This window comes from Oscillospiraceae bacterium, assembly GCA_015068645.1.
Classification (GTDB): Bacteria; Bacillota; Clostridia; order UMGS1840; family UMGS1840; genus SIG452.
In genome coordinates this window covers 57533-78179 of record SVKD01000003.1, presented here as the reverse complement: position 1 = coordinate 78179, position 20647 = coordinate 57533, and the positions used below count along the sequence as shown (strand labels likewise).

Sequence of the window (20647 nt, the reverse complement as noted above, 5' to 3'; positions counted from 1 at the left end):
ATTGACAAATAAACCAGTTTGATTTATAATAAAAAGAAAAATATAAAAAAGAAGGTTGGAAACAAATGAAACGTGGGATTGGTTTATTGCTGGCAATATTGATGTTGGTGACTACTATGCCTGTTATGGCAGAGGAACCTTTGAAGGTGTTGCTCTATGGCGATGAAATTGCCTTTGACGTGCCGCCTCAGATTATCAATGACAGAACAATGGTGCCCTTACGAGCAATTTTTGAGGCTTTGGGGGCAACTGTGGATTGGAATGAAACCACCAGAACGGTTGTTTCTCAAAAGGGGGATATTACCGTTGAATTAACTGTGGATGATGCCACGATGTATGTCAACGGTGCCGCTGTGGCATTAGACAGTCCTGCTTGTATCTTGAATGATAGAACTTTGGTACCGGTTCGTGCGATTGCCGAATCGTTTGGAGTTTCTGTGGAATGGTTTGCAGAGGAAAGAATCGTAGCCATTGGCAGTGATGACGGCGTTTATGAGAAACCTTTATTCCACAGTGGATATACCTTGATTGCGAGCAACGAAACAGGAAAATGGGGGTATTTGAATCAACAAGGGGAGCTTGCCATTCCATGTCAGTTTGATGGGGCCAGAAATTTTTCCGAAGGATTGGCAGTAGTAGAAGTTAACGGTCAGTATGGTTATATCGGTACAGATGGTTACTATGTAGTAGCACCTCAGTTTGATTATGCTGATGATTTTTCCGAAGGACTGGCAGTAGTAGAAGTTAACGGTCAGTATGGTTATATCGGTACAGATGGTTACTATGCAGTAGCACCTCAGTTTGATTATGCTTATGATTTTTCCGAAGGACTGGCAGATGTTAGAGTTGGAGACAAATGGGGATATATTGACAGAAGCGGTCGATATGTAATAGCACCACGGTTTGATTTTGCGAATGCGTTTTCGGAAGGCATGGCAGTAGTGCAAGTTAGTAATCAATACGGTTACATTGATACTGACGGTTCCTATGTAGCAAAACCTCAATTTGATTTTGCAAGTCCGTTTTCCGAAGGTTTAGCGGCAGTAGAGGTTGATGGCAAGTGCGGATATATTGGTACAGATGGTTACTATGTAGTGGAACCTCAGTTTGATATGGCAGGTGATTTTCAAGACGGTATTGCGAATATTGTGGTTGGAGATGATTGGGGCTGTATTGATCAAAGCGGATATTATGTGGTAACTCCTCAGGCGTATCTTCCTCTGTTTTTTGAAGACGGTTTGGCAATTTTAGATGTTGATGGTAAGTCCGGTTTTGTAGACAAAAACGGTGATGTAATAGTAGAGCCTCAGTTTGACAATGCTTACAGTTTTTCCGAAGGGTTAGCAGCGGTAATGGTTGGAGAAAAGTGGGGTTATATTAACACTAAGGGAGACTTTGTGACGGAACTCAAATTCGACACGGCGGAACCTTTCAAGAATGGTGTTGCTCGAGTTTGGGAAAATGGTAAATGGAGATTTATTGACAAAAACGGAACCTATGTATCAGAAGCTTTTGCTGACAAATACCGCCACCACCTCATTAGTTTCGATGATGGCTATGCTGTATATGTATCAAAAGATTTAGAGTATTGTATGATATATGATGGAAACAATTCCTGCATTTATCAGGGAAAATCACCCTCTCTTGTATACGATTCTTTACTGAGTACAGGCGACGAATGCATCCATTAAATAGTGCATTATAAAAAGGGATTCCAAAAATGGAATCCCTTTTTTGATACTGAAATTGCTAAAAAATTTATTTTGTGCCGAAGATTCTGTCTCCTGCGTCCCCTAAACCGGGAACGATGTAACAACGTTCGTTTAAACATTCATCCACGTTGGCGCAATACACTTCCACATCGGGATGAGCTTTGGTTAGGGCTTCAATCCCTTCGGGTGCTGCGATTAAGCATAAGAACTTAATTTGTTTTCCGCCGTAGGATTTAATCTGAGTGATGGCATCAATGGCAGAGCCACCGGTTGCCAACATGGGGTCTACCACCACGATTAAGCGTTCCTCAATGTCTTTGGGGAGTTTGCAGTAGTATTCGTGGGGAATCATAGTTTCTTCGTCTCGATACATGCCGATATGGCCTACTTTTGCGGAGGGAATCAAGGAAAGCATCCCTTCTACCATACCAAGACCTGCACGGAGAATCGGCACAATTGCCATTTTTTTGCCTTTTAACATTTTTTGTCTGGTTTTTGTTAGGGGTGTTTCAATTTCCACTTCTTCTAGGGGTAAATCACGGAGTGCTTCGTAGCACATTAACATGGTGATTTCTTCCACCAGCTCACGAAACTCTTTGTTGGTGGTGGAACTCTGACGAAGAATGGTGGTTTTATGTTGAATTAAGGGATGATCAAAAACGGTAACTTTATTCATATTTTTATTTACTCCTTACTGGGCTTTTTTTCCGGATACCATTAAGTTAACCAGAATACCTAAAATCAATGCGCAAGCGATTGCGGTGATTTTAATCTGACCAATCTGCAGAGCCATACCTCCGATACCGGTAATTAAAATGGTTGCCACAACAAACAGATTCTTATTTTCCCCTAAGTCTACATTTTGCAACATTTTTAAACCGGATACTGCGATAAAACCGTATAAGGTGATACAAACACCACCCATCACGCAAGCAGGAATGGAGGCTAAAAATGCAACAAAGGGGGTAAAGAAGGAAGCAACGATTGATAAAATAGCAGTGGTTAAAATGGTTACTACAGAAGCGTTGCCGCTAATTGCCACACAACCCACGGATTCTCCGTAGGTGGTGTTGGGGCATCCGCCAAAGAATGCACCGGCAATAGAACCAACGCCATCGCCTAATAAGGTTCTGTGTAAACCGGGTTCTTCCAACAGGTCGGAACCGATGATGGAAGATAAATTTTTGTGGTCTGCAATATGTTCTGCAAATACAACAAAAGCAACGGGAATATAGGCAACTGCAATAGTAGCGATATATCCGGGGGTGATTTCGCCAATTCCTTTTAACGCAGTCAGAAAGGTGAAATCAGGAGTTGCAAATAAGCCTGTCCAAGTGGGGAAGTTGATAATTTTTAATGCTTCATTTCCGGTATTCATACCGATTACGGTAAAGATGGATGCCACCAGGTAACCTGCTAAAATCCCCATAATAAAGGGAATTAATTTTATGGTTTTCTTGCCGTAGGTAGAGCAGAGGATTACCACAGCAACCGTTACCAGTGCACAAAGGAAGCCAATCCAAGCCTGAGTGCCCATCACATAAACGCTGTTTGCCGCATCAAGCTGGGCGAATTTTAACACATCACCAACGGCGTTGCCTGCCAAAGATAAACCGATAATGGCAACGGTGGGACCGATTACCACAGGGGGCATTAGTTTGTTAATCCATTTGACGCCTGCAATTTTTACGATAATTGCTATCACTACATACACAAGACCGGCAAATGCAGTACCAATAATTAGACCTGCATAGCCAAGAGCCATAGAAACGCCGCCTGCAAAGGCTGCAAACATGGAGCCGATAAATGCAAAAGAGGATCCTAAGAATACAGGACTTTTAAATTTGGTGAATAAAAGATACACCAAAGTACCAATCCCTGCGCCGAAGAGTGCTGCAGACTGACTCATTCCGTTTCCGATGATAGACGGAACTGCAATGGTTGCCGCTAAAATTGCCAGCACCTGCTGGAATGCAAATACCAGTGTTTTGCCAAATGTGGGTTTGTCTTTTACGCCGTAAATTAAATTCACGAAAAACGCCTCCGTTTTTTTCGGATGATGCTCATCCGTTTTTTTTATTTTTTATTATTTTCATCATATCAAATTTGTCGGGAAATGTCAAGCATAGAAGTGAGTATAAAAAAAGAGAATCCAAAACGGATTCTCTTTTTGATGTTGAAATAATTATTTCTTCAAAGCTTCCACAGTCGCATCAAATGCCTGTTTGTAGCCCTGACCTAAAATAATAACGTCAGCACAAACGTTTACGAAATCATATCCCATATCTCTGAGCTCGGCAATGTTGCCGGGACCGCCGGTGGTACCTGCGAATTTTCCGTATTTTTTTGCAGTTTTTGCAATCAGTTCACGGGTTTCTGCCACTTTGGGATTTGCGAAATCCAGAGGACAGCCCAAGCCCTGAGTGAAGTCTGCGGGACCAAAGAAAATCATATCGATACCGGGCAGTTTACAGATTTCTTCTAAATCTGCCAGCGGTTCGGGGTCTTCAATCTGAACCACAACAAATCTCTGGTCGTTTGCTTGCTCCATGTAATCTTTACCGTCTACCAGACACCATTTGCCGTCTGCATTACCACCGTCTAAGGGACGGCGTCCGATAGGATGGAATTTGGTGTAGTACACGATCTGTTTTGCATCTTCTAAGCTCATTAAGTGGGGAACCATAATTCCGGAAGAATCAGCTTCTAAGGGACGAATTAAATCATTATAGCTTCCTCTTGCCACACGGGTCAATACGTCCACATCGTAGATTTTAGCTGCACGGATAATATTTTCCACTTCCAGATAGGTTGCAGGAACGTGTTCCATATCGATCCAGATACAGTCAAAACCGCTCATTGCAGCAATTTCTGCACCTCTGGGGTCGGAAATATTGAGTTTACAGGAAACAGCCATTTCACCGTTTCTCATTTTTGCCAAAACTCTGCTTTTTCTCATATTCATAGTGAGAATCCTCCTGTATGTACAATACATTTATACTCTATTTTCCTATTATACACTTGTTTTTTTCATTCGTCAAGGGAAAATCAGGAAAAAATACAGATTGCTAACTAATTTTCGGTATTTTGAGTTTATTTCCGTTGGTTTTTCCAATTATTCGCTGTCAGTGTAGGTATAAACTTCACCGCACGGGATATATTTTACCTGAAGTTCAGGCATCATTTCGGCAATTAAATCGGAAATATATACCATGCCTGCTTCTTCGCTGCCTGCGTGACCTAAAATGAGCAGGGTTTTATTATGACCCATAAGGCCTGCATCTCTGGCATACTCTGCCATCATCCATTCGCAGGTTTCACCCACAATGATAATCTGGGTGTCATCTGCCTGAAGCAAATCCAAAACTCCGTCGGGAGCACCGAACATTCCTGTGATGGTAGTGGCTGGAATATCTCTGGCACCGCAGATACGGATGTGGCGGATGTTTAATGTTTTTTCCAGATGTTTTGCCACTTCCACGGCAGTCATAGGGGTTTTTAAGGTGAGTTTGGTATTGTTACCGGGAGTGATATATTCCACATCGGCATCAAATCCCATCTGACGAACCATCCCTACCGCAATTAAATCTTCGGGACAAAAATGAGCGTGGTCGTGAAAACGGCAGATGGTCATACCGCTGTTTTCGATAAGCTCTCGTTTTTCGGTCTGCAGTTTTTTGGTGCTGTAGGCATCTAAATGGTCGTAGTATAAGGGTTCGTGGACCAACAGCATATCTGCACCCCACTCAGCCGCCGCTTTAATGGTGTCGGTGGAGGGGAAAGTGGTGACTGCTAATTTTTTGATTTCTTTTTCGGGGTCGCCTTCTTTACAGCAATCTCCGTTGGGATTGAATTCCCTGTCTTTTAACGCCAGCGTAAAGAGGGTTTCCATAATTTCATTGGCTTTCATAACTGAAAAACTCCTATCCTAATACTTTTAAAATATATGCTGCCACCGCTTTGGTTAATCTCAGCAGTTTGTCACATTCAATATATTCGTTGGGCTGATGGGCACCGCCTACCTCGTGGAACAGTCTGGACGCGCCAATGGTAAAGGTGGCTTTTTCGCTACCGTATTTTAACAGTACCGACATATCAGACAAGGCACCTGCACAAACCTGCATATCCATTCCCACATCGTTTGCGGCTTCCACCATCAGTTTCACGTCCTCGGAATCGGGAGGACAAACACCATAGTGGAAGAAACGGGAATCGGGAGTAAATCCGTCGCCAATCAGTCCCAAAGGAGCCAGTTTTTCGGAAATGGATTGTTCTAACCGGGCAAATTCTTTATAAATTTCTTCCTTGGTTTTATCGGTATAGAAAGTGAATTGCAACACGCCGATATCCTTGTCCATATCGTTGTTTCCGGCACGGATTTCATTGTAGCGCAGGGAAGTTTCGGGAACAAAGGTATCTTTATAGTAGGGGTTTTCTTGCAGTTCGTCTCTGCGAGCCCGGAAGAATTTTTTCATTTCTTCTATCACAATGGGGAAGCCCATTGCGGTGGGTTCTGCGCTGTCCACGGTGCCTTTGGTGTGAAAACGGTAGGTCACAACACCGCCACCGGTTGCACTGGGAACTAACATTTCGTAGCCACCGTCAATATTCACGATGCGGTTGGTGGGGTATTTCATCACTGCTGCCATTGCACCGTGAGAACCACCCAGTTCTTCATCCACATAGGCGGAGAACAACAGGTTTTTCTTGGGTTTAAAGCCGGCATCCTTTAACAGTTTCATTAAGAAAATGGAAAGGGCAATACCGTATTTGTCATCGGTGGCACCTCTGCCGTAGATGTTGCCGTTTTTAATGTCACCGGATAGAGGATGACGTTCCCAGTTTGCTAAATCGCCAAACATCACCGTGTCGGTGTGTGCCATCAGCATCACTTCGTTTACGTCTTCTTCGCCACGCATCACTGCGGTCACATTGTAACGGTTTTCTAAGTTCTTACCCGGCAGATAGTCTGGATGATTTTCAAAGCCCTCCAAAGACATGGGGGAGTACAGGTCACTTTCAAAGCCGGCATCCTGACACAGCTTATGTACCAGACGGGCACATTCTTCTTCGTTACCGCCGTTGCCGTAGTTTTCAGAATTGATTTTTATCATGTCCGAAAGCATTTTGTATAACTCGTCCTGATGTTTGTCAATCAGGTCGCAGATGGTTTTTAGTTCCATTTCTTTGGTCCTCCTACAAAGATACTTTTTGAAATTGGTTGTGATATAATGTGTAAAGATATTGGAAGCCAATATCCTTTAAGTATTTTTTTGCCTCCGAAAACCAGCAGTCGATGGTGTCTTTATGGTGGCTGTCGGAATTTAAGATGATTTTGGCATCTTTTTTCTTTAAAATGTGTAACAGATTTTCAAAAGGGTAGGGTGTGGTGCGGATTCCTCTTGCGATTCCTCCTGTGTTTAATTCAAAAATCACGTCATTTTCTGCAGCAATATTCATATATTTTTCTGCCATTTTATGGTAATCGGGATTGGAGAGAAACCAATTGGTTTTGGCTTCTTCATATTTGGTGATTAAATCGAAATGTCCCACAATATCGGGCTTTCGTTCTTGAATATAGGCTGTGAACTGTTGATAATATGCCTCAGCCAAAGCCAGCGGGTCACCGCCGAAAGCATCTAAACACTTCTGTAGTTTGTCTGCACCGCAATCCAACTGATGGTATACACCATTTACTTTTAAATAGTGGGAAGAACCCAGCAAATAGTCAAAGGGGGTACGGTCAATCTTTTGGTAAGCATCTTCTTCAATACCAACATAGATTTCGATATCTTTTTTGTATTTTTCTTGTAACGCTTTGATGGTGGCAATATATTCATCTACATTTTTTAAACAATAACTGTTGTCAAAATCGGTAGGTGCATGACCTGAAAAACCGATGGATGAAAACCCTTTTTCCAAAGCGGATAACACCACTTCTTCGGGGGCGCTTTTGCCGTCACACAGTGTGGTGTGGGTATGAAAATTGGTGAGCATCAAATATTCTCTCCCTTATCTTTTTTAAAATAAATTATCGATGTCGTTTAACACGGTTTTTTCCCAATTGATATAATCGGGATTGTAACGCTGATTATCATGGGTTGCGCCGGATTCGTCAACCCAGCGGATGAGACAATCATCCTGGAAGTACATTCTGTTTTCAAAAGTACCGTCAAAAATAAAGGCAAAATAAACCTTTCCGTTTTCAAGATAATACTGTTTGGTATAAGAATTGTATGCATTAGCAGGAATATCAATTCTTACCGGCTGAGCATTGGAATCATAATAGACGGTATTGCCGTTGACGATGTTTTTTTTATAGCTGTCTAAATTGGCTTGTGTGTAATAATAGTCTCCCCGTATGGTTTGTATCACATCATTTGATGCGGGATTCTCAGTTTTTGTTTCGGGAACTGTGTAAGTTGTGATATTGCTAAGCAGTTCGCCTGTTTTCGTATCAACATTCGCACCTGCCACAAACACGCCGTTTTCATAGAAGTTGACCGGTCTATAATAAGTTTCACGGGCTTCGTTATATACGGTTTCTCCCAATGTATAGGTAATTTCCGATTTGTTTGGTACCAAAAGATTGTTTCTTGCAGCGGTGATGATGCTTTGCTCGGAAAGATGCTGGGAGGTTGTTTCGGGGACGGGAGTCTGCTTAATTGGTTCCTCGGTTTCGGTTGTATCCACAGGGGTGGTTAGGGCGATTTCTTCGGATGGAATAGTTTGGCTTGTTTGCACAGGTGTTTGGTTTTGCTGATTTGCATCCGGACGGTCAAGAAATTTCATCACAAGGATGGTTGCCAAAATGCAAAGAATACACAAAGAGGTTGATAATGAAACCACCAGTACCGTTTTTTGTTTTTGCCTCTTTTGATTGATTTGGAATTGTTGATTTTGGTTGTTGACATTGAAATTTTGCGGATTCACGGAAGAAATCTCCTTTTTTGTGTCAAAAATTATTCTATTTTTATTATAACAAAGGAAGATGGGAATGTCAATATGAATGAGAATCAAAAAACACTTCCGAAGAAGTGTTTTTTTATAAGGAAAACCATACCATAGTGAGTGGTTATTTATCAGGTGATAGGTTACTGTTTGATTTATTGTTTTGTGGAAATTACTGTGTTGAGGTAGGTAACAAACTCAGTACATACATTTTTTAAAGTTCCCATTTTAAAGATATTTGATGTCACGAATGTTCCCTCAATTGTTTGGTTTTCGGTTGTCAGAATTTGAAATGCCACGTTTCCTTTTTTTCCGACTGCCTGAATATTTTCCAGGGGCAAAGAAAAATCTTTGCCTAGGACGAACCCTCCGGCTGCCAATAATGCTGCTCCCCCGGTATTCAAAAATGATTTTCCGAAACCGTCTTTGCGAAATATGACACGTTTGTTGGTTAGCATTAATTCTCCTTGAATTTTGATGGTGCACTGATGTTGTAAGATGATTTTTTCATCATTTAGCAATAAAAAATCAGACATTGCATATTCTCCTTATTCATAAAGTAAAAATTCCAAAATAGAATTTTCTTATATTGTAATTCTGATTCGGAATTATGTCAAGTGCTTTTTTAGTCTTTAGATGCTATTTTTTATAAATCAGAAAAATAGGAGATAATAACAATTTTAATAATAAACATATCGCTCGAAAGCTTAGCCGGAGTATTAAAATAAAATATGTCAATATCCGTAGGAAAATGTTTTGCCGTTTCATAATCACTACTTGTTTTAGTTTTCCGCAACCTTCACACAATTCTAAATGTTTTGATATGACGTACATTTTCTCACTGTCATTAGTTTGATTCATCCGATTTAAGCAATCCAAACAAAACTCAGCCATGGCACAATTCCTTTTCTATGTTTAAATATTTCTATATAAGTATATATCTATATATGGGAATTGTCGATAGGGTATATATTTATTAGAATATACCTAAGAGGTGATACTATGGTGAAGCTTACGTTGGAATCTGTGTTGGATAGCCGAAATATTTCCAGATATGAATTGGCGAAACGGACAGGAATTCGGTATCATATTATCGATAATTATTATAAAAACAAAGTTACCAGATACGATAGTTTCATATTAGATAAAATTTGCGTTGCATTAGATTGTAAAATTGAAGATATTATAATATTTGAAAAGTAAAAGCACTTGCTTATTTCGTATAAGCAAGTGCTTTTTTTATTGCACATATAAAAACAAGCTTTGCGAAAGCAAAGCCGATACTTATTCCTTATTCACTATTACTTATTACTTTCCAAAAATCGACAAGGTTTTTTAGGTAATAGTGAAAAGTGAATAGGTAATAAGTAAAATCGACAAGACTCTAACGAATCTTGTCGATTTTTGGAGGCGCCACCCAGATTCGAACTGGGGATCAAGGTGTTGCAGACCGATGCCTTACCACTTGGCTATGGCGCCATATGAAATTGTTTTTTAGTTGATAAAAGGCACAATATGCATTGTGCCTTTTATCAAATGGAGCGGAAGACGAGATTCGAACTCGCGACGTTCACCTTGGCAAGGTGACGCTCTACCACTGAGCCACTCCCGCATATTATATTTTCTTAAAAAGCTGTTGGTGCCTCCGGGTGGAATCGAACCGCCGACACAGGGATTTTCAGTCCCTTGCTCTACCGACTGAGCTACAGAGGCAAATGTTAGTCACGGCTCAATCTCCAAGGGATTTAAAGAAAAGTGGCGACCTGGAAGGGGATCGAACCCTCGACCTCTAGCGTGACAGGCTAGCGTTCTAACCAGCTGAACTACCAGGCCATAATTTCTTTCTGATAAACCGCTTCGCTTATCAAGCGAGGATAATTATACAACACTTCTTTTCAAAAGTCAATACTTTTTTTCAAATTTTTTTAAATTTTTTTAATTTTTTTGAACAGAATGGTTTTAATCCCTTGAAAACAAAGGGTTTTCGAGCAAAAAATATTTTTCAAATTGTGTTATTTTTTAAAATTGAATCGTCATTTTTCCCCAAAAGTTACCAAAAATAAGAACCCGACCCGATAACGCAATCAAAGATTGCGGTCGGGTACCTCGGAACCTTGTTGTATTCATAATAAGAAAAAATCTACAATTTTGTAAAATTTTGTAAAATATAATTGACATTTTTTGTTTTATACGTTATAATATAGAAAAAGTGAAAAGAATGTAAGAATGGAAAAAAGGAGCAAGAATATGATTGCAACAGGATTAACCCGTCGCATAGATAAGCTGGGCAGAATTATGGTGCCCAAAGCCATCCGCAGTGAATACGCAATTGCCGAACACACTCCTGTGGAGATTTTTACCAAAGGGGAATTTATAGTAATTAAAAAATATGCCATTTCCGACGGTGATATTCAGTCCCGTTATCACACCGATAATGTGGGACGAATTGTGCTTCCCAAGGCAATCCGCAAACAGTTTGGTCTGGCAGAGTGTGACGATTATGTGGAGATTTTTACAGAGGAGAACAGTATCCTTTTGAAAAAATATGAAAGAAGCTGTGTGATTTGCGGAAAAAGCGAAGGGCTTGTGCAGATTCGGGACAAAAAAATCTGTCGGGAATGTGTGGAAGAAATCTTAAGAAAAGCATAAGTTTACTGTGAGAAGGAAAAAGCTGTAATCCAAGGTGGTTACAGCTTTTTGTATGTCAAAATGTATTGTTCGGAAGTCGCTTTGGTACAAAAAGCCTTCCTTTTTTGGTAAAATTTGACTTAAAATACAAATAAACTGTCCAAATGTGCAAATAAATTGCGAGTAGAATGTGCTAAGATAAAAATAATGGAATTTACCCATTCTATAATAGAAAAGGAAAAAGAATTCCAAAAATTTCATTTTGAAAGCAGGGCTTATGTTATGGCAAGCTACAATCTTAAGGAAATCATCGGAAAATTTAATGTTGTCGATGGTGCAACCCCCTACGGAAAAGGTCATATCAATGATACTTATTTATCCAATTCATGCGAACCCAGATACATTCTGCAGAGAATCAATCACAACGTATTCAAACGTCCTCAGGATGTTATGGAAAATATCGTTCGTGTTACAGGTCATCTGAAAAAGAAAATTATTGAAGAAGGCGGAGATCCTAAAAGAGAAACGCTGAATCTGGTGCTCACTCATGCAGGGGACCCCTATTATGTAACTCCCAAGGGCGATTATTTCAGAATGTATGAGTTCATCGAAGGTGCTCAGACCTATGAAATCGTAGAAGAACCTATTCATTTTTATAATGCTGCAAAAGCATTTGCAAAGTTCCAGCAGCGTCTGGCAGATTTTCCTGCTGAAAAACTGCATGAAACCATACCTTCTTTCCACGATACCACTGTTCGTTTTCAGCAGCTTAAGGATGCTATCAAAAAAGATAAGGCGGGCAGATTAAAAGATGTGCAGGAAGAAGTGGAATTTGCGCTGGCAAGAGAAAAAGATGCTTCTGTGATTGTGGCTGCTATCAAAGACGGAACCGTTCCCCTTCGTGTGACTCATAATGATACCAAATACAATAACATTATGATTGATGATGAAACAGGCCTTGGCATTTGCGTAATTGATTTAGATACCGTTATGCCCGGTTCCTTACTGTATGATTATGGTGATTCTTTAAGATTCGGTACCAATCCTGCGGATGAAGACGAAAAAGATTTATCCAAAGTATATTGTGACCTGAACCTGTTTGAAATGTTCACCAAAGGCTACATGGAAGAGTTAAAAGACGTAATGACTCCCCGTGAAAAAGAATTGATGCCTTTCGCAGCAAAGCTGATGACTTATGAATGTGGTATCCGTTTCTTAGCCGATTACTTAAACGGTGATACTTATTTCAAAGTAAAACGTCCCGAACACAATCTGGACCGTTGCCGTACTCAGTTCAAATTAGTGAAAGATATGGAAGAAAAAGAAGAATTAATGAAGGAGATTGTGAAGAAATATGATTAAACCTATTTTAGACCAGGAATTTATTCCCGCAATTGTGTACAACAGAAAATTCTTAGAAACTGCAACTCGTCCTTTGCAGATTGCCGTGGAAAGAGAAAATGGTCTGATTTACCGTTATGACACCAAAATTGGGGAAGACAAAGATGCAAACAACTTCTACGTAGAACGTTTAATCAAAATGTTACTGTGGGCAGTTGGTGGCTTCAAAATTTACTTAAATGGCGATAAAGATGTATATGAATATATTAAAGATGCGTATACTTTAACTGGGTTACGTAAATTCGACGTTGACTTTATGAGTGGCGTTTACGAAAATCCTTTCGAAGTAATCTACACCGAAAATATGCCCGAAGAAAAAGGCAATCCCGTTTCCATCGGCCGTCATTTAGACGGATGCCGTATCGGTTTTGATGCAGGCGGAAGTGATATGAAAGTTTCTGCAGTGGTAGACGGTGAAGTTATCTTCTCCGAAGAAATCGTTTGGTTGCCCAAATTAAACGATGATCCCCAATATCACTATGAAAACATTCAGAAAGCAATCGACTTAGCAGCATCCAAAATGCCCAGAGTTGATGCAATCGGTGTTTCCTCTGCAGGTGTTTACATTGCAAACCGTGCAATGGTTGCTTCTTTGTTTATCAAAGTGCCGAGAGACAAATTCAACGCAAGAATCAAAGATATTTATAAAAACATCGCAGGCGATATCCCGGTTGCAGTTGCAAACGACGGTGACGTTGCTGCATTAGCAGGTGCAATGCACTTAAACAAAAATTCTATCTTAGGTGTTGCAATGGGTACCTCCGAAGCGGTTGGTTATGTTGATCCCAACGGTAACATCACCGGTTGGTTAAACGAACTGGCATTCGCTCCCGTTGACTACAATACTGACGCTATGGTTGATGAATGGTCCGGTGACTTTGGTTGCGGATGTAAATACTTCTCTCAGGATGCGGTTATTAAATTGGCTCCCAAAGCAGGTATTGAACTGCCAGAAGATTTATCTTTAGCTGAAAAATTAAAAGTGGTTCAGAAACACTTGGCAGAAGGTCATGAAGGAGCTGTTCAGATTTTTGAAACTATCGGTACTTACTTCGGTTATGCAATCGCATACTACAGCGAATTCTATGATATCAACTACCTGCAGATTTTAGGTCGTGTTACTTCCGGTAAAGGTGGCGACATTATCATCGAAAAAGCAAAAGAAGTATTAAGTCAGGAATTCCCCGAATTGGTAAACAAAGTAAACTTGTATATTCCCGACGAATATGAAAGAAGAGTTGGTCAGTCCATTGCGGCTGCAAGCTTACCCGAACTGTCCAAATAAGAAAAGGAGTCTATCACTATGAGAGTTATTGTTTGTGACAACTACGAACAGTTATCCAAAGAAGGCGCAAAACTGTTTGCCAGCCAGATGATTTTAAAACCCAATTCCGTTTTAGGCTTGGCAACCGGTTCCACCCCCATTGGTCTGTACAAAAACTTAATTGAAATGAACAAAGCAGGCGAAATCGACTTTTCCGATATCACCTCCTTTAACTTAGACGAATACTATCCCTTATCTCCCGAAAACGACCAGAGCTACCGTTATTTTATGAACGAAAATCTGTTCAATTTCGTAAACATTGATAAGGCAAGAACCTTCGTTCCCAACGGTTTATCCGAAAACCCTGAAGAAGAAGGTGCAAACTACGACGCGATGATTGAAAAAGCAGGCGGCGTGGATATTCAGTTATTAGGGATCGGTCAGAATGGTCATATCGGTTTCAACGAACCCGATGAAAACTTAATCTCCGGTACTCACTTAACCGACTTAACTGAGAATACCATCCAGGCAAATTCCCGTTTCTTTAACTCTATCGACGAAGTGCCCACCAAAGCAATCACTATGGGTATGGCAAGCATTATGAGAGCGAAAAAAATCGTGTTACTCGCAAGCGGTGCAAACAAAAACACCGTAGTTCGTGCATTATTAGACGATAAAATCACTACCAACGTGCCTGCAACCTTATTAAAGCTCCATCCGGATGTGGTACTCATCTGCGATAAGGAGGCATATGGCGAATGATTTTTAAAAATGCGAAAATTAACGGTCAGCTCTGCGATTTTGAAGTAGTTGACGGGAAATTTACAAAATTTGGTAAACTGGACGGGGAAGGCACCGATTTAGGTGGTAAAACCGTAATCCCCGGTCTGGTTGACGTACATACTCACGGCTGTGTAGGCGGTGATACTATGGATGCTGAATTTGCCGAAATGTGCGATTATTTAGCGAAAAACGGTATCACTTCCTGGTTACCCACCACTATGACTGTTGCCATGGAAGATATTGCAAAAACCATGAACTCTGCTACCGATTGCAAAGGTGCCCAGATTCTTGGCTTCCATATGGAAGGTCCTTACATCAACGTAAAATACAAAGGCGCTCAGAACGAAAAATTCATCAAGTGCCCCGATATTGAAGAATTCAAAAAACTGCCCAATGTGAAGATGGTAACCATCGCTCCCGAAGTGGAAGGCAGTATGGAATTTATCAAAGAAGCAAAAGACCTGTGCGTGGTATCCTTAGGTCATACCGACACCACTTATGACATTGCAATGGAAGCAATCAAAAACGGTGCAAACTGTCTGACTCATTCCTTTAATGCAATGCCTCCCTTACATCACAGAAACCCGGGTTTACTCGGTGCAGGGATGGAAACCGGTATCTATGCACAGATTATCTGTGACGGATTACACATCCATAAAGCAGTGATTTTAGCAATGTATAAAATTTTTGGTACTGACAGACTGGTTTTGATCAGCGACTCTATGCGTGCTACCGGTATGTCTGACGGCGAATACGAATTCGGCGGACAGCCCATCGAAGTGAAAAACGGTGTTGCAAGAACTATGGAAGGTGCTATCGCAGGTAGTACCACCAACCTGTGGGCTTGTGTAAACAAGGCTGTTGAATTCGGTATTCCCTTCGAGGATGCTGTGAAAATGGCAACCGAAACTCCTGCTACTATGATTGGTGTAAACAAAGGTCAGTTGAAAGAAGGTTTTGATGCTGACTTTGTTGTATTAAACGACGACAGAACCATCGGCGGCACCTATATTGCAGGAAATCTGTATCAGTAAAATTTATAATAAAGTAATATCCTCCCGATTGGCGGGAGGATATTGCTGTATTAAGGAGATTTCTATGATGAAAACAATGAAAAAACTTTTTGCTGCACTGTTAGCACTCTGCTTGCTGACCGTATTGGCAGCTTGTAATTCGGAGAAGGAAGCCGAAATTCCGAAAACCTTGCCCAAAGAAGAAACTGTGAAGCTGGAAATTGATTATGATAATCTGGTTACCGATGCTCACAGTCAAACCATCGGAGCAGGGGTGTATTCCATTCCTCAGATTAACTGCGACACTGATGACTGTAAAGAAATCAACGCCAAAATCTGGGAAACTTTGTACGATGGCGTTGTGGCAACAATTACCCCGGATTACCCGTTGGTGGAAGGAGACGGCATCTTTTACAAATGGACTGTTCACGATGATGTTTTGTCCTTGTTGATTGAATCTACCAGTATGGACATCTCTTGGACTGATTATTATGCGTATAATGTGGACTTAACTGACGGAACTTTGATGACCAACGCAGAGGTTCTTTCCAAAGCAGATTTAACATTCTCTGAATATGAGACCAAAATCCAGCTTGCGGTGGAAACGCAGTTTTATGAAAATATGGCGGCTACTGATGCAAGCTCTATCGATGCTACTTATATCGACACCTTTAATACCTGCCTGCAGAAATCCAAAGATACTGCGAATATTGATGAAACCACCGCATATTTTAATGAAGAAGGTCAGCTGTGCACTGTGATTAAAATTTATTCTATGGCAGGTGCTGAGTATTATTGGAACATTTTGAACTTGTCTGATGATGCCACCGGCTTTGAAACGACTGCAGCAGTTGTAGAGCCGGCAGCTGCACAGGAAGCAGTAGAAGGTGAATCGGTTGTTGAAGAAACTGTAACCATCGAGGAAGTGCCGGAAGAACAGGCAACCGCTGAAACCACTGAAAATCCCGAGGTTGTGGATAATCCGGAAGAAGTACCCGCTGTTTCTTCGGAAGCGGAAATTCCTGCAGAGGAAGCAACCCAAACTCCGCAATAGCAGCGGATATAACGCAAGGGAATTGATAGGATTATTTTACAAAAACACTCCGTGAATTTTCACGGAGTGTTTTTTCGTTCTTTTTTCCTTCCTCTTGAGGGGGGCGAAGTGAACGCTGCCGGTGCCAGATACAGTGAACTGAGTGAGTGGCAGTGGTCGAAACAATCTTGCCGGGACCAATATCTGCAGTTTGTGTGGGCAAATAAAATAGTCCAGTATTGAGTAAAAAGATACCTCGCTGTTGTTGGAGAGGTATCTTTTTTTAGGGTATGTTAAAAAAATTCCAAAAAAATTTGACAAATCGGAAATTATGTATTATACTATATAAGTAAAACTATAAAAACATAAAACAAAATAAAAAGACGATGATAAAGACAGTACTGCCTATACAAAAGCTTGGAGCGAGTCGGGTACGGTGTGAGCCGACAGTGAGTAGTTTGGCAGGAAAATCCCTTTGGAGTTGCATTACCGAATTTTTTTGGTATCGCTATTTCAGGCAAATTGCTGTTTGTCGGTTGGTGCTTTTACTAAAAAATATTAAGTAATGACGGTATTCCCCGTAACAGGAAGCGTGTATGATGGTGCACGGATAATAGGTGGTTACAAGTTTTTTAGAAAGCTTTGTCCTGTTATCGGACGAAGCTTTTTTGTTTCTTTGTTGAAAATAGAGTGATATATAGGAGGAGTACGAAATGTACGAAAAAGTGTCTGCAAATTTAAATTTTGTGGAAAGAGAAAAGAAAACCGAAGCTTTTTGGAAAGAAAATAACATCTTTGAAAAAAGTATCGAATCTCGTAAAGAAGGGGAAACCTTTACCTTTTATGACGGTCCTCCGACCGCAAACGGTAAGCCTCATATCGGGCACGTATTAACCCGTGTTATCAAAGATATGATTCCCCGTTATAAAACCATGAAAGGCTACCACGTGCTTCGTAAAGCAGGTTGGGATACCCATGGGTTACCCGTTGAGCTGGAAGTGGAAAAGAAACTGGGCTTAGACGGCAAAGAACAGATTGAAGAATACGGCTTAGAACCCTTTATTAAAGAATGTAAAGAAAGCGTTTGGAAATATAAAGGAATGTGGGAAGACTTTTCCGGAACCGTTGGCTTCTGGGCAGATATGGACAACCCCTACGTTACCTACACCAACGATTTTATCGAATCTGAATGGTGGGCATTAAAACAAATCTGGGACAAAGGTCTTTTATATAAAGGCTTTAAAATTGTGCCCTATTGCCCCCGTTGCGGAACCCCCTTATCCAGCCACGAAGTAGCGCAAGGGTATAAAGACGTGAAAGAAAAATCCGCTATCGCAAAATTCAAAGTGAAAGGTGCAGAAAACGAGTTCATTTTAGCTTGGACCACCACTCCCTGGACCTTACCCTCCAACGTGGCACTTTGTGTAAACCCCGACGAAACCTATGTAAAAATCGAAACTGATGGTGTGAAATACATCTTAGCGGAAGCATTGGTACCCAGTGTAATCGAAACCGAATATACTGTTTTGGAAACCTATATCGGTAAAGATCTGGAATACAAAGAATACGAACCCCTTTTTGATTTTGCAAAACCCGACAAAAAAGCTTACTATATCGTTTGTGACCACTATGTTACCTTAACCGACGGTACCGGTATTGTTCATATTGCACCGGCATTCGGGGAAGATGACGCCAAAGTGGGCAGAAACTACGATTTACCCTTTGTGCAGTTGGTTGACCAGAAGGGTGAAATGACTGCAGAAACTCCCTGGGCGGGAATGTTCTGTAAAGATGCAGATAAAGAAGTGTTTATTGACTTAGACAAAAGAGGTCTGCTCTTTAAAGCACTGCCTTTTGAACACTCCTATCCGTTCTGCTGGAGATGTGATACTCCCTTAATTTACTATGCAAGAGACTCCTGGTTCATTAAAATGACCGAGGTAAAAGAAAATCTTATCAAAAACAACAACACTGTAAACTGGATTCCCGAATCTATCGGGAAAGGTCGTTTTGGCGACTGGCTCAACAACGTGCAGGACTGGGGCGTAAGCCGTGACCGTTACTGGGGTACTCCGTTGAATATCTGGCAGTGTGAATGCGGTCATCGTCACGCAATCGGAAGCATCCAGGAATTAAAGAGTATGTCTGATAATTGCCCCGATGAAATTGAACTGCATCGTCCTTTCATTGATGCGGTAACCATCAAATGTCCCGAATGTGGCAAACAGATGAACCGTGTGAAAGAAGTAATTGACTGTTGGTTTGACTCGGGTGCAATGCCCTTTGCACAGTGGCATTATCCCTTTGAAAACAAAGAAATTTTCGAAGAAAACTTCCCTGCAGACTTCATCAGTGAAGCAGTGGACCAGACCCGTGGTTGGTTTTATTCGCTCTTGGCGATTTCTACTTTAATCTTTGATAAAGCGCCTTATAAGAATGTTATTGTGTTAGGTCACGTGCAGGATGAAAACGGCCAGAAAATGTCCAAATCCAAGGGCAACGCCGTGGATCCCTTTGATGCATTGGCAGAACACGGTGCGGATGCAATTCGTTGGTATTTCTATTCCAACTCTGCTCCCTGGTTACCCAACAAATTCCATAAAGGTGCGGTAACGGAAGGTCAGAGAAAGTTTATGGGTACTCTCTGGAACACCTATGCATTCTTTGTGCTCTATGCAAACATTGACGGCTTTGATGCCACCAAATATTCTTTGGAATATGATAAATTATCCGTCATGGATAAATGGTTATTATCCAAATTAAACTCTTTGACCGAAACTGTGGATACCTATCTTTCCGACTACAAAATCACCGAAACCTCCCGTGTTTTAGACGATTTTGTGGACGAACTCAGTAACTGGTATGTCAGAAGATGCCGTGAACGTTACTGGGGTAAAGATATGACTCAGGATAAAATCAATGCCTATATGACTTTATACACTGCATTGGTTACCTTGGCAAAATTATCTGCTCCCATGATTCCCTTTATGGCAGAAGATATTTACAGAAACTTGGTTTGCTCCATTGATAAAACTTCACCCGAAAGCGTTCATCTTTGTGATTTCCCTGTGGCAAACACCGCTTGGATTGATAAAGATTTAGAAGCAAAAATGAACGAAGTGGTTGATATTGTTGTGTTAGGCCGTGCTGCAAGAAACTCTGCCAACATCAAAAACCGTCAGCCCATCGGCAAAATGTTTGTGAAGGCAGACAACGAATTGCCCGACTTCTTTAAAGAAATCATTGCAGAAGAGCTGAACGTGAAAGAAGTGATGTTTACCGACAGCGTGAAAGATTTCACTTCCTACTCTTTCAAACCGCAGCTGAAGACCTTAGGTCCCCGTTTTGGTAAACAACTTGGTGAACTGAGAAATATTCTGGCTGAATTAGACGGTATCGCTGCGATGGATGAATTAGAAACCAAGGGTACTTTAACCATCACTTTAGGCGGAAACGAAGAGGCTCTGACAAAAGAAGACTTACTCATTGAATCTGCACAGGTACCCGGTTACGAATCCAACTCCGATTACGGCATTACTGTTGTTCTGGATACCAACTTAACTGAAGAACTGTTAGAAGAAGGTTTTGTAAGAGAAGTGGTTTCCAAAATTCAGACCATGAGAAAAGATTCCGGCTTTGAAGTGACTGACCATATTATCGTTAGCGTTTGTGGTAACGACAAAGTGGCAGACATTATGAAGAAAAATGAAGATGCCATCAAAGAAGATGTGTTGGCAGAAGAAATTTCTTACGGTGCTTTAGTGGGCGAAGGAAAACATTGGAATGTGAACGGCGAAGAAGTGGATTTTGCCGTAAAAAAATGCTAACGGATGACAAAAATTGCTAAGCATTTTTTCTATTA

17 protein-coding genes and 4 tRNA genes are annotated in these 20647 nt (G+C 41.0%); 9 read left to right on the top strand and 12 right to left on the bottom strand.

Annotated features, from left to right (window positions below):
• Positions 1–65 precede the first annotated feature (65 nt).
• Entirely contained in the window at positions 66–1691 is a 1626-nt protein-coding gene (locus E7413_01995) for a hypothetical protein (GenBank protein ID MBE7018638.1), read from the top strand.
• A gap of 67 nt (positions 1692–1758) precedes the next feature.
• On the opposite strand, the gene E7413_01990 is transcribed toward E7413_01995, so the two are convergent.
• From E7413_01990 to E7413_01955, 8 genes are all read right to left on the bottom strand, one after another.
• Positions 1759–2388, bottom strand: coding sequence for a uracil phosphoribosyltransferase (locus E7413_01990; protein MBE7018637.1), 630 nt, complete (start codon positions 2386–2388; stop codon positions 1759–1761).
• A 15-nt stretch (positions 2389–2403) separates the two neighbouring features.
• Positions 2404–3744, bottom strand: coding sequence for a uracil-xanthine permease (locus tag E7413_01985; GenBank protein MBE7018636.1), 1341 nt, complete (start codon positions 3742–3744; stop codon positions 2404–2406).
• 153 nt (positions 3745–3897) lie between these two features.
• The gene (locus E7413_01980) at positions 3898–4677 is read right to left on the bottom strand and encodes an aldolase (protein ID MBE7018635.1); all 780 of its coding nucleotides are present in this window, start codon (positions 4675–4677) and stop codon (positions 3898–3900) included.
• A gap of 150 nt (positions 4678–4827) precedes the next feature.
• Positions 4828–5622 (bottom strand): hypothetical protein, encoded by a 795-nt coding sequence (locus E7413_01975; GenBank protein ID MBE7018634.1) that lies wholly within the window; start codon positions 5620–5622, stop codon positions 4828–4830.
• 13 nt (positions 5623–5635) lie between these two features.
• On the bottom strand, positions 5636–6895 hold the full coding sequence (locus E7413_01970; GenBank protein MBE7018633.1) for a M20 family metallopeptidase: 1260 nt from the start codon (positions 6893–6895) through the stop codon (positions 5636–5638).
• 13 nt (positions 6896–6908) lie between these two features.
• Complete coding sequence (locus tag E7413_01965) at positions 6909–7709, bottom strand: histidinol-phosphatase HisJ family protein (protein ID MBE7018632.1); 801 nt, start codon at positions 7707–7709, stop codon at positions 6909–6911.
• Between the two features lie 24 nt (positions 7710–7733).
• The gene (locus E7413_01960; protein MBE7018631.1) at positions 7734–8645 is read right to left on the bottom strand and encodes a hypothetical protein; all 912 of its coding nucleotides are present in this window, start codon (positions 8643–8645) and stop codon (positions 7734–7736) included.
• A gap of 173 nt (positions 8646–8818) precedes the next feature.
• Positions 8819–9199: a hypothetical protein gene (locus E7413_01955; protein MBE7018630.1), complete on the bottom strand. Its 381-nt coding sequence runs from the start codon at positions 9197–9199 to the stop codon at positions 8819–8821.
• 466 nt (positions 9200–9665) lie between these two features.
• On the opposite strand from E7413_01955, the gene E7413_01950 reads away from it, so the two are divergent.
• Positions 9666–9866 carry a helix-turn-helix transcriptional regulator gene (locus E7413_01950; GenBank protein MBE7018629.1) on the top strand — a complete coding sequence of 67 codons (201 nt, stop codon included), beginning with the start codon at positions 9666–9668 and terminating at the stop codon, positions 9864–9866.
• 202 nt (positions 9867–10068) lie between these two features.
• Here the strand turns inward: E7413_01950 and E7413_01945 are convergent.
• The 4 genes from E7413_01945 to E7413_01930 form a co-directional block, all read right to left on the bottom strand.
• Positions 10069–10142 (bottom strand) — tRNA-Cys (locus E7413_01945).
• Positions 10143–10200: 58 nt separating this feature from the next.
• Positions 10201–10275, bottom strand: a tRNA-Gly gene (locus tag E7413_01940).
• Between the two features lie 25 nt (positions 10276–10300).
• A tRNA-Phe gene (locus tag E7413_01935) sits at positions 10301–10376 on the bottom strand.
• 43 nt (positions 10377–10419) lie between these two features.
• Positions 10420–10496, bottom strand: a tRNA-Asp gene (locus E7413_01930).
• A 462-nt stretch (positions 10497–10958) separates the two neighbouring features.
• On the opposite strand from E7413_01930, the gene E7413_01925 reads away from it, so the two are divergent.
• From E7413_01925 to E7413_01895, 7 genes are all read left to right on the top strand, one after another.
• A complete protein-coding gene (locus E7413_01925) occupies positions 10959–11312 on the top strand; it encodes an AbrB/MazE/SpoVT family DNA-binding domain-containing protein (protein ID MBE7018628.1) in 354 nt (117 codons plus the stop codon).
• A 261-nt stretch (positions 11313–11573) separates the two neighbouring features.
• Positions 11574–12653: an aminoglycoside phosphotransferase family protein gene (locus E7413_01920; protein ID MBE7018627.1), complete on the top strand. Its 1080-nt coding sequence runs from the start codon at positions 11574–11576 to the stop codon at positions 12651–12653.
• The gene (locus tag E7413_01915; GenBank protein ID MBE7018626.1) at positions 12646–13977 is read left to right on the top strand and encodes an ROK family protein; all 1332 of its coding nucleotides are present in this window, start codon (positions 12646–12648) and stop codon (positions 13975–13977) included. Before E7413_01920 ends, E7413_01915 begins: the two co-directional genes overlap by 8 nt.
• A gap of 18 nt (positions 13978–13995) precedes the next feature.
• A complete protein-coding gene (gene nagB / locus E7413_01910; protein ID MBE7018625.1) occupies positions 13996–14718 on the top strand; it encodes a glucosamine-6-phosphate deaminase in 723 nt (240 codons plus the stop codon).
• A complete protein-coding gene (nagA, locus tag E7413_01905) occupies positions 14715–15773 on the top strand; it encodes an N-acetylglucosamine-6-phosphate deacetylase (protein ID MBE7018624.1) in 1059 nt (352 codons plus the stop codon). Before nagB ends, nagA begins: the two co-directional genes overlap by 4 nt.
• A gap of 64 nt (positions 15774–15837) precedes the next feature.
• The gene (locus E7413_01900) at positions 15838–16806 is read left to right on the top strand and encodes a hypothetical protein (GenBank protein MBE7018623.1); all 969 of its coding nucleotides are present in this window, start codon (positions 15838–15840) and stop codon (positions 16804–16806) included.
• Between the two features lie 692 nt (positions 16807–17498).
• Complete coding sequence (locus tag E7413_01895) at positions 17499–20612, top strand: isoleucine--tRNA ligase (protein MBE7018622.1); 3114 nt, start codon at positions 17499–17501, stop codon at positions 20610–20612.
• Positions 20613–20647 lie beyond the last annotated feature (35 nt).